Source organism: Maribrevibacterium harenarium, assembly GCF_006385675.1.
GTDB lineage: Bacteria > Pseudomonadota > Gammaproteobacteria > Pseudomonadales > Marinomonadaceae > Marinomonas > Marinomonas harenarium.
Genome location: NZ_VFRR01000061.1, coordinates 1 through 9,580, shown reverse-complemented (window position 1 = coordinate 9,580; position 9,580 = coordinate 1). Strand labels below are relative to the sequence as shown.

The window sequence follows — 9,580 nt, the reverse complement described above, 5'->3', positions numbered from 1 at the left end:
GGCCGACTCATGCCGAAATCAGTGGCCAGATGATACCGAAATGGATGGCTGGCTCATGCCGAAATCGCTGGCTCGATGATCCCGAAATACGCAAAGACCCCAAAAAACTAACTTAAGTAGAGTTTAGTCCACTGTAAGTGGGGTCAACGAGGTTAAACAGAACACTCTTCGTCAGGGACATACTCAGCTAAATGTGATAATTCACAGCCGAAGTACCTGCATAAGACATCCAAATTTTTGGTTACAGTACTGTATCCCCTCTGATTAATCATACTCGATAGTGTCGCTCTATTTATTCCTGTTTCATTCGCAACCTGATTAATTGTTACGCGCTTTCCCTCTTTGAACGTCTTTTCAGCAATCAACTCTTTCAATCGGAATCTCAACATGTGCACCACCAAATCGTCGAAAAATATTTACACTTGTGTGTTGATACGTACAACTACGTCTACTAACACACCCATAACGTCAATATATATTGACGTTTGCGAAAACCATCACCCAAAGGAAAGAAAATATGAACACATACCTTACCACAGAACAGCTAGCGGAGAGAATCCAATACAACCCAAGAACTATCCGTAACGAGCTTTTGGACTCATGCTTGTTCGAAGGTCGTCACTACATTCGCCCATTCAACCGCCGCAAAATTCTCTTTATTTGGGAGCAAATTGAAGAAGACATGATGGCGCAATCTGAAGACTCCATCGCGTTAGCTTATAACACTGAGGAGGCATAATCATGGCAAGCGTAAGCGTAAGAAAAGAAACCGGCACCCTGTATTTGGACTTTCGTTACATGGGCAAGCGTTGCCGAGAGCAAACCAATCTGAAAGCCACCAAGGCTAACCAACGTAAGCTTGAAAAGCTATTGGTTCAGATTGAATCAGAAATGTTGTCTGGAACTTTTCGCTACCAGAACCATTTCCCTGAAAACAAATACGCACCGGGCTTTACAGAAGAGGAACTGAAATTATACCAACCAGAAGTCTGGGCCTTAGAAACAAAACAGGTACCAACTTTTGACGAGTACATTGCTCAGTGGTTAGAACACCAAAAAATTGGGTGGCGACGCTCGCATATAGTGAACATGGAAAACATTATCGAAAAACACTACATCCCATTTTTTGGGCAGATGAGAGTCGACAACATCACACGAAACGACTTACTTCAATTTCGATCAGTCCTCGCCAAAGCACCAGGTCGAAATGGAAGAGAAACGATTTCTAACGCACGGATCAACAAAATTATGACGCCACTGCGCAGAATTTTCGAGGATGCCGCCGACGAATTTGAATTTACCACACCGTACATTCGGATCAAACCTCTTAAATTACCGAAAACGGATGCTCAGCCTTTCACGATCAAGGAGGTCAATAAAATTCTAGATACCATTCGCCCCGATTATCGCGACTACTTCTTAGTACGTTTCTTTACAGGTATGCGTACAGGGGAAATTGATGGGCTGAAGTGGAAGTACGTCGATTTTGACAAAAGAATTATTCGCATCCGAGAAACGATTGTCGCTGGAGACGAAGACATTACCAAAACAGAGTCTTCTGTTCGGGACATCCAAATGAGTTCACCCGTATATGAGGCACTCATTCGCCAAAAGCGCCATACAGGAAACTTAAGCAAATTCGTTTTCTGCACTCGGACTGGTGAGCCGCTAAATCATAACAACGTCACTCAGCGAGTGTGGTACCCATTACTTAAACGCTTGGGATTAGAAAAACGACGCCCCTATCAAACCCGTCATACCGCTGCAACACTTTGGCTGGCCTCTGGTGAATCACCAGAGTGGATTGCTCGCCAGATGGGGCATTCTACGACTGAAATGTTATTTCGTGTGTATTCACGCTATGTCCCGAACTTAACGCGGCTAGATGGTAGCGCGATTGAGCGTCTATTGGATGCAAACTTGGAGGTGAAAAATGGCTAATTTTGAAGCTCGCTCAGCAAAACAACCTGATTTGGATGATATTGGGAATCTTGTACGTTTTACAGGGGGGTATCTTCTAGAAGAAGTTAAAGAGCAAAAAAATAAATATGGCTGGCCAATTCGCATCGCAAAGATCGCGGACATCGAAAATACCGGCGTACTAGAGCTTCGCTTGCTCGGCGATAATTTTGCGAATCTTGAGGAGCACTGCGGCGACTACATCAACTTAGAAGCTGCCATTAAACGTTACAACGGGGGATACTATTATTACCTTGTATGGGCAGAAGCGGTAACTGATCTACCAAATGATGTCTGCACTGAAATTCTAGAAAAGGTTCAAAACTCAGAGCGACAAGCACTTGAACAGGCTCTACGTCTTCGGTGCGAAACCATTGTAGACCCTTCAGTTGGTGGCCTTTGTATCGAGTTGATGACCTTTTTTGGCCCAGACTTCACCACGCTTACGCTTCGAAACCTTCTTAATACTGCCACAAAGAGACATGCAAATGAGCTCTGCGTCGAGATGGCAATCGCTGTAACAGAGGTTGAAGATATTGATGATATGGGATTTGTTGGCAAGCTCCTAGCCAACCTAAGTAACCAAGCTCCATTCGAAATTTGGTCGAAAAGCTTACTGGGAAGCTAGCTCCTCAGTTAGAAACTAACGGCTCGCTGACTGTTAATATCAGCGAGCCGTTTAACTTTACTAATATGTATTAATTCAGACTAGGTCTGACACTTCAATTTAGTACTGTTAGTAGCATGCAACAATGATACCTTCCAGCTTAGCCTGATCAGCAACGAAGCCTGGGATGCCCTCTGCTAGTTTTTCAGTTGCCATCGTTTATTGATTTATCAGACATCCAAAGGTTTCTATGGTTTGTCGCCTTACAAGAGTATATCTAGCCCCACACCCCAGCCACTGGCGTGACTACTCCATTTGAATAACTGAGGCCCGGTGTTCTATCTTTCGACAGTAACAATGGCCCATCGATATCTACCCACTGCGCCTCTTGAGCTAAAAGCAAGGCAGGAGCCATGGCTAACGATGTGCCGAGCATACACCCGACCATAACCTCAAACCCCATCGCTTTCGCTTCGTCAAGCAGCGCTAGTGCTTCTGTCATTCCCCCGGTTTTATCAAGTTTGATATTAACCCCCTGGTACCGCCCTTTTAACGAAGCCAAAGAGGTTCTATCAATACATGACTCGTCCGCAACAATTGGTATATCACTGTCTAATTCAGACAATAAATGCTCCTCCGAAGGGGGTAGTGGTTGCTCTACCATCTCAATACCAAGCTTTTGTAACTCCGGCAGATAGCTCTTTAATTGCTCAAAACACCACCCAGTGTTCGCATCGATGACTAACCGAACATCTGGAGCAGCAGCGCGCACTGCACGAACTCTAGGCATGTCATCCGCTGTTCCAAGTTTTAGCTTTAGAATAGGTAGATGATTATTTTGTTTAGCAGCCTTTGCCATCCCATCTGGCTCACCCAAGGATAGAGTAAATACGGTCGTGACCGCCTTCGGCGCTTGTTTAAACCCGGCATATTTCCAAGCCGAATGACCACTTTGTTTTGCATCCAACTCAAATAAGGCACAATCAACAGCATTGCGTGCGGCACCAGAAGGTAGCAACTGCTGCAGTTGCTCGCGATTGATGCCATGCTCCAGATCTTTTTTTACAGACTCTACCATGGACAACACATCAGGATATTCGGGCTCGAATACATCCATACGTTCGCACTCTCCACGCCCAATTAGACCATCTTCTTCAATTTCAACGACGACCACCTCTCCATTCAGCTGTGGCGCGATTCTTGAAATGATGAATGGCTCGTGTAACGGCCATTTTTCAACTCGGATTTCAACCCTACGCATGAGTGATCTCCAAATGGTCAACGATGGCTTTCACTCCGGTTCGCACCGGATCAACTACAGGAACGCCGAAACGCTGCTCTATCTGAGCGATGGTTGTGAATGCGTCATCTTCGGACAGGTTAGATGTATTTAAAGCAATGCCGCCAAGACGAATATTGGGATTGGTGAGTTTGCCCATCGAAAGATTCATATCTATTACCTCCTGTAGATCCAATACGGGATAGCCTTCCATACCATCCATTTGTTCACGCCCCGCTTCATGGCAGACTATAATGACATCTGCTTGTGCACCATGTAATAGGCCTAAACTTACCCCGGCATAAGCAGGGTGCGACAATGCTCCTTGGCCTTCAATAATATCCCAATGGTCCACATCGTTTGCTGGGGTAAGTTGCTCAACCATCCCAGCAATAAAGTCGGATACCACAGCATCTACAGGTACGCCAGAACCCTCAATTAAAATACCGGTTTGACCGGTCGCACGAAATGTGGCTTTGATATCTCGCTTCTGCATTTCACGGTGAATAGCCAGTGTGGTGAACATCTTGCCCACGCAGCAATCCGTGCCGACGGCAAGTAGACGTTTACCGCTACGCGGTAACCCGGTACCGCAAACCATTTCACCTTGTGGCACACGCACATCCAACAGACGCTGACCTGTTCTTGCGGCGGCTTCTACCAACTCTGGAATATCAGTCAACTTGGCATGAAGTCCACTGGCAATATCCAACCCCGCTTCCATCGCATCGACAAGTATGGATATCCAAGCTTTTGGTAAGGTGCCACCTATTGGAGCCAATCCCATCACAAAGGTCTTCGCTCCGGCTTTCGCAGCCTCTTTAGGGGACATCTCTGGCAAATCTAGCTTCGCTTTTGCCTCCGGTAAACGAAATTGGGCTAGGCATTTCTCGGGCCGCCAATGAGCCACCCCTTTGGCAACTTTTGCCATGATCAAGTCTTCTGCATCACCCAAAAATACTAAATATGGCGTTTTTAATTCGATGGTGTTCATAAGTGAATTCCCCTTTTTCAGGACGAACGATTTCCCAAGCCAAAACGCTTGTGAAAGGTGTTGTTATGAAAGTTATTAATTCAGAATGGTGCTGCGACTCGATCGTCGTCGCTGCTGTAGAATTCGATGTCGATTGAGATAGCGTTCTGCGTAACGCCATAGGACAACGAACACAATGGAAATAGTGAGATACATTAATGCTGCTACGAGGTAGAGACTAATATCGAACGACTGAGAAAAGGCCCTTCGAGTTTGTCCCATTAGATCCATAACCGTTATAACACTGGCAACAGCTCCTCCTTTCAGCATCAAGATCGCTTCATTACCCAATGCTGGAAAAGCGGTCCGGTAAGCTAATGGCAACACAATATGACGATACAATAACAAGTTAGGCATCCCCATTGCCCTGCCCGCTTCAATTGATCGTCTGTCTACAGACTGCAATGCACCTCGTAGTATTTCGGTCTGGTAAGCTGCAGAGTTCAAGGTAAACGTAAGCAACGCACAATTCAGCGGATCACGAAAAAATCCCCACAATCCCAGTTCCATGAGTACCGGACGAAATTGCCCTGTGCCGTAATAGAGCAGGAACAGTTGAGCAATCAAAGGCGTACCTCTAAAAAAAGAGATAAACATCTGTACTGGCCAACGTAGTTTCTTACTCGCTTGTATCCGTAGCAATGACAGAGGTAGTGCTAACATTGCCGCTAACGTTACGGATATTGCTGTTATCTTGAGAGTGATTAGCGCGCCATCAATCAACATGGGGCCAAAGCGTTCGATTATTGCTAACATCTGCAACTCCTATCGCCCTGTGTGAATTCCACGATTCAGGCGAGTTTCCATTTTGAAAAGCACTCTCTCGCACAACACGCAGATCAACCAATACAACAGGCACACACTCAGATAAAAGAAGAACGGTTTCTTTGTCGCTCCGACCGCGATATTTGCAGCGCGCATTAAATCATCCAGTGCGATAACGGAAACCAAGGCCGTATCTTTTAATAAATTGATCCAAAGATTACCCAAGCCAGGTAGTGCCAGACGGATAATCTGGGGGCGCTCCACAAACCAAAATATCAACCAGCGGTTCATCGCCAACGCAATGCCGGCCTCTTTTTGCCCCTTATCCATGGCTTGCCATGCACCACGAATGACCTCTGCCGCGTAACTGCTAAACACTAGTCCAAGAGCAATTACTCCAGCTAAAAAGGGGCTGAATTCAACATATTTCACATTAGGCGAGAACCATTTCACCACCTGATTCAGCAACAGTCCTACACCGTGATAGATTATGAATAGCGTGAGCAACTCAGGTAAACCACGTATCAAAGTGGTGTAAAACAAAGCAAACAGACGCCCTATTCGTGATGAGCTAATAGACAATGCTGCAACAGAAGTCCCTATAAAAAGCCCTACCGGTAAGGCTAATAAAGCGAGCATCAGAGTAATCATCAATCCGGCAAGCAATTCGTCTCCCCAGCCTTGATCCCCTATACTCAGCAGTACTAAATTCTCCATTAGCTTGTCCTTTTTTCGATTAGCAGGTATCTGTTTGCTTTCGATTCACCTAACTCTATTCAAGGGTTAATAGATTCAAACTGAAATACTGCGCATTGATTTTTTGGTAAGTGCCATTGGCTATGATGTTGGCTAAAGATTGGTTGATCCTATCGCGCAACTGGACGTCTTCTTTACGCAGTGCCATTCCCACACCGTCACCTACATATTTAGGATCAGTAATAAGATCTCCCGCACGCTCACAACAGCCGCCATCTTGTGTTGCGATCCAGTCAGTCATTGGCATGATGTCTCCGACCATGGCATCAATACGACCGCTCGCCATATCTAGGTTGGCAGCATCCTGCGTGGGGTATAAACGGATGTCGGAGTTTGGATAGAGGCTCGTTAAATAGTCTGCTTGAGTTGTTGAACTCTGGGCTCCGATGATTTTGCCTTCCATTCCTTCTGGAGAAGTGTCCTTAATACCAGAGAGTTTATCGACCACAAAGGTCATCGCGGAAGCTTGATAAGGCTGAGTGAATGCCACCTGCTCCTTACGTGCGTCGGTAATGAACATAGAAGCTAAAATGACATCGTATTTGTTTGCCAAAAGTGCAGGAATAATGCCGTCCCAATCTTGGGCAACAAATTCACATTCCACTTTCATGTCTGCACAGATCGCTTTACCGATATCGATATCGAACCCGGCCAATTGACCATCGGCAGTGAAGTAGTTAAACGGAGGGTATGCCCCTTCCGTGCCAATACGAATGGTGTCTTGGGCACTGGCATTGAAAGCTGTGACGGATAGCGCTAGAGCAGCTAACTGTAAGGTAAATAGCGATTTCTTCATGTCCGTTTCCTTTTGTCATCATTATTTACGCCCCAAGATTGTGAAGTTGCTTTTATATAGGGGCTAAAAGAAGTATCTACAAAACCAAACAAAAGCCATAATGATGAATAAGTATGCTATATATAGCTACTAGCTATGTATTAAGAGATGAAATCATGCTCACCTCAAAAGATAAACTGCTTCGAAATTTAGATTGGAACCTGTTGTACACCTTCCTAGTAATCGTCAATGAAGGCGGTATTAGCGCAGCGGCGAGAAGGCTATCCTTGAGCCAACCTAGTGTGAGCAATGCACTAAAACGACTCGAGGAACATTTTGAAAAACGCCTGATCTTACGGAAGAAAGGGGTCTTCGCGTTGACCTTAGATGGCATGCGAGTGTATGAATACGCTTCATCAGTAAGCCGTATCATCGGCACTATGGCGAACCAATTTGTAGAGCAACAGGATCAGATACAAGGGGAGTTGAAGATCGAAATTTCCAGTCACTTGCAGTGCCCAGCCTTCGACCAAACGATCCGAGAATATCACTCACTTTACCCTAATGTTCTTTTTAACATTAACACCTTTCCAAGTGCCGATATTGTGTCCCATGTTGCCGAAGGCGATTTACATATCGGGCTTTGTAACAAAAAAATAGCCAAAACAGGTATTCGCTGTGATTTTCTGGGCTATGAAAAAATGGGATTTTACTGTGGTACAAACCACCACCTGTTTGGTCAAGAAAACTTAACCGTAGAAGATTTGAAAGGTATACCGTATGTATCGTTTGAAAGCGATCAGCCGGGAGAGGGCTTAGATGCGATTGCCCAATTTCGTGAAGAGCAACAGTTCTGGGGAAAACTGGTCGCAGTATCCTCTAATCTAGAAGAAATTAGACGTCTCATTATGCAAGGAATCGGATTTGGTGCCCTAACAGTCGAAAGCGCACAACCCTATGTAGATCAGGGTATCTTGTGGCCTTTACCGCCATACGAATCCTTACCGGTGACAGAAGCCTATCTAGTAACACCGGATAGCATTCGACTCAAAGACATAGAGACTACCTTTATTAATATGTTGCGCAAACAAACAAAACTACTGGTGCGCGCTTCCTCTTAACGCCGCCACCTAGTTCCTAATGCAACTCCATCACACCAGCAGTGTGATTTAGTGATTACAGTTGTATTGCTGCCACTTTGCACAAAGCTAGCCTGTAATCGAACATATAGCTCTCGAGGAGAACACGATGAATTCGAATCAAAAGCAAGGATCAGAGGCGCTGGCCGCTATAAATGCCCTTTTTCCTGAGGTCGATATCATGACGCCTGCTGGGAATCTGTCTGCAGTGCGTAAAGGAGTCAGCGGTGAAGCGCTTAGATCTATCGTAAATATCGTCGGGGAGCGCAATCTAATTGCAAAAACCATTGGGAAAGATGTATCTACCCTAAGCAAAAGCTATCGATTGAAACGCCTATCGCCGATAGCATCAGATAATCTGATCGGTACACTGCGGGTGTATGTGAGAGCAGTCATGATCTACGACTCAGTGGATGTTGCAAAAGAGTGGATGAACACTTCCATACCTGCACTGGGAGGCGAAATACCAATTTCTCTGTTAGATACCCATGCTGGACGCGAACTGGTAAATCTAACATTAAGGAAAATAGAGTCTGGAGAGTACGTGTAACAGAGTCTATAGGGCTACTAATAAAAGCTACCTGAGAAATCATCTATGAGATTTGGGTTGATGTCTCGGTGGATTATTCGCACATCATCGAGCCAACCCTATCTCGACCGTTATTGTCACAAGCGCGGGGGCGCCCAATTAGCCCCAATTACAGCTACCTCACCACCGGCAGTTGATCACAACGGGTGGTATAGACCGGTGATAGCTGCTCTCGTTTCATCAGCCATTGCGGCGTGACTCCTTGGCTAGTGAAGAAGAATTTGCCCTTAGATTTTGGGTTGATTTGGTCGATCACAGCCACAAGAGTATCGGACTTTTCGTTCTTCTCTGTCGGCGTAAATAGACCAATCTGCTAAATCCTGTGCCATCTGTATGCTCTGTTTTTCAAGCGCCCACTGATTCGACGCCCTACTCCCCATACATCACTAACATCGACAAGAGCCATTAGCCGGCGTTGTATTTTAGGATGGGGATCGACATCCCAGCTTCATGCTGCTTCAAAAATAGCCATGATCTGGCTTTTGTAAAACGTGACGCTTCATAGATCTCACCTGATACATTGATCATAAAATTCCCTACTTAAATTTCCGCATAAAACTGTATATCCATGGCTGTGTTGTAGTTAGGTGTTGGTCATAGCAGCAAACAGCAGACCTTGATCTGACTTTTCATTCTGCTTCATATACCGGAACCAGCTGAGATAGTGGGGTAGATATT

General features: G+C 45.4%; 12 protein-coding genes. 5 read left to right on the top strand and 7 right to left on the bottom strand.

The features are described from left to right. Positions 1-152: 152 nt before the first annotated feature. The gene (locus FJM67_RS16210; protein ID WP_140591551.1) at positions 153-389 is read right to left on the bottom strand and encodes a helix-turn-helix domain-containing protein; all 237 of its coding nucleotides are present in this window, start codon (positions 387-389) and stop codon (positions 153-155) included. A 128-nt stretch (positions 390-517) separates the two neighbouring features. On the opposite strand from FJM67_RS16210, the gene FJM67_RS16205 reads away from it, so the two are divergent. Genes FJM67_RS16205 through FJM67_RS16195 form a run of 3 tightly spaced genes read left to right on the top strand, consistent with a single transcriptional unit; the run spans position 518 to position 2,587 of the window. Further along, complete coding sequence (locus FJM67_RS16205; protein ID WP_140591548.1) at positions 518-739, top strand: hypothetical protein; 222 nt, start codon at positions 518-520, stop codon at positions 737-739. 2 nt (positions 740-741) lie between these two features. Further along, positions 742-1,941, top strand: a complete 1,200-nt coding sequence (locus tag FJM67_RS16200) for a site-specific integrase (RefSeq protein ID WP_140591546.1) — start codon at positions 742-744, stop codon at positions 1,939-1,941. Further along, positions 1,934-2,587, top strand: a complete 654-nt coding sequence (locus FJM67_RS16195; RefSeq protein ID WP_140591543.1) for a hypothetical protein — start codon at positions 1,934-1,936, stop codon at positions 2,585-2,587. The genes FJM67_RS16200 and FJM67_RS16195 overlap by 8 nt, the downstream gene beginning before the upstream one ends. A 256-nt stretch (positions 2,588-2,843) precedes the next feature. On the opposite strand, the gene dgcA is transcribed toward FJM67_RS16195, so the two are convergent. From dgcA to FJM67_RS16170, 5 genes are all read right to left on the bottom strand, one after another. Then, positions 2,844-3,827: an N-acetyl-D-Glu racemase DgcA gene (gene dgcA, locus FJM67_RS16190; protein ID WP_140591540.1), complete on the bottom strand. Its 984-nt coding sequence runs from the start codon at positions 3,825-3,827 to the stop codon at positions 2,844-2,846. Continuing rightward, positions 3,820-4,839, bottom strand: a complete 1,020-nt coding sequence (gene dgcN, locus FJM67_RS16185; RefSeq protein WP_140591538.1) for an N-acetyltransferase DgcN — start codon at positions 4,837-4,839, stop codon at positions 3,820-3,822. Before dgcN ends, dgcA begins: the two co-directional genes overlap by 8 nt. Positions 4,840-4,914: 75 nt before the next feature. Continuing rightward, a complete protein-coding gene (locus tag FJM67_RS16180; RefSeq protein ID WP_140591535.1) occupies positions 4,915-5,634 on the bottom strand; it encodes an ABC transporter permease in 720 nt (239 codons plus the stop codon). A 9-nt stretch (positions 5,635-5,643) separates the two neighbouring features. Then, positions 5,644-6,360: an ABC transporter permease gene (locus FJM67_RS16175; RefSeq protein ID WP_140591533.1), complete on the bottom strand. Its 717-nt coding sequence runs from the start codon at positions 6,358-6,360 to the stop codon at positions 5,644-5,646. Positions 6,361-6,415: 55 nt separating this feature from the next. Next, a complete protein-coding gene (locus FJM67_RS16170) occupies positions 6,416-7,195 on the bottom strand; it encodes an ABC transporter substrate-binding protein (RefSeq protein WP_140591530.1) in 780 nt (259 codons plus the stop codon). A gap of 155 nt (positions 7,196-7,350) precedes the next feature. Here FJM67_RS16170 and FJM67_RS16165 point away from each other — a divergent pair, with 155 nt between their 5' ends. Further along, complete coding sequence (locus FJM67_RS16165; RefSeq protein ID WP_140591528.1) at positions 7,351-8,295, top strand: LysR family transcriptional regulator; 945 nt, start codon at positions 7,351-7,353, stop codon at positions 8,293-8,295. Positions 8,296-8,422: 127 nt separating this feature from the next. Beyond that, positions 8,423-8,863, top strand: a complete 441-nt coding sequence (locus FJM67_RS16160) for an antitoxin Xre/MbcA/ParS toxin-binding domain-containing protein (protein WP_140591525.1) — start codon at positions 8,423-8,425, stop codon at positions 8,861-8,863. Between the two features lie 154 nt (positions 8,864-9,017). Here FJM67_RS16160 and FJM67_RS16155 read toward each other — a convergent pair whose 3' ends face one another. Then, positions 9,018-9,164 carry a DUF4113 domain-containing protein gene (locus tag FJM67_RS16155; RefSeq protein ID WP_235890093.1) on the bottom strand — a complete coding sequence of 49 codons (147 nt, stop codon included), beginning with the start codon at positions 9,162-9,164 and terminating at the stop codon, positions 9,018-9,020. Positions 9,165-9,580 lie beyond the last annotated feature (416 nt).

Excerpts from the sequence above, each read along its gene's own strand:
- FJM67_RS16160 (WP_140591525.1), top strand. The coding sequence starts at position 8,423 with ATGAATTCGAATCAAAAGCAAGGATCAGAGGCGCTGGCCGCTATAAAT.
- FJM67_RS16205 (WP_140591548.1), top strand. The coding sequence starts at position 518 with ATGAACACATACCTTACCACAGAACAGCTAGCGGAGAGAATCCAATAC.
- FJM67_RS16180 (WP_140591535.1), bottom strand. The coding sequence starts at position 5,634 with ATGTTAGCAATAATCGAACGCTTTGGCCCCATGTTGATTGATGGCGCG.
- FJM67_RS16210 (WP_140591551.1), bottom strand. The coding sequence starts at position 389 with ATGTTGAGATTCCGATTGAAAGAGTTGATTGCTGAAAAGACGTTCAAA.
- FJM67_RS16170 (WP_140591530.1), bottom strand. The coding sequence starts at position 7,195 with ATGAAGAAATCGCTATTTACCTTACAGTTAGCTGCTCTAGCGCTATCC.
- FJM67_RS16175 (WP_140591533.1), bottom strand. The coding sequence starts at position 6,360 with ATGGAGAATTTAGTACTGCTGAGTATAGGGGATCAAGGCTGGGGAGAC.
- FJM67_RS16195 (WP_140591543.1), top strand. The coding sequence starts at position 1,934 with ATGGCTAATTTTGAAGCTCGCTCAGCAAAACAACCTGATTTGGATGAT.
- dgcA (WP_140591540.1), bottom strand. The coding sequence starts at position 3,827 with ATGCGTAGGGTTGAAATCCGAGTTGAAAAATGGCCGTTACACGAGCCA.
- FJM67_RS16200 (WP_140591546.1), top strand. The coding sequence starts at position 742 with ATGGCAAGCGTAAGCGTAAGAAAAGAAACCGGCACCCTGTATTTGGAC.
- dgcN (WP_140591538.1), bottom strand. The coding sequence starts at position 4,839 with ATGAACACCATCGAATTAAAAACGCCATATTTAGTATTTTTGGGTGAT.
- FJM67_RS16165 (WP_140591528.1), top strand. The coding sequence starts at position 7,351 with ATGCTCACCTCAAAAGATAAACTGCTTCGAAATTTAGATTGGAACCTG.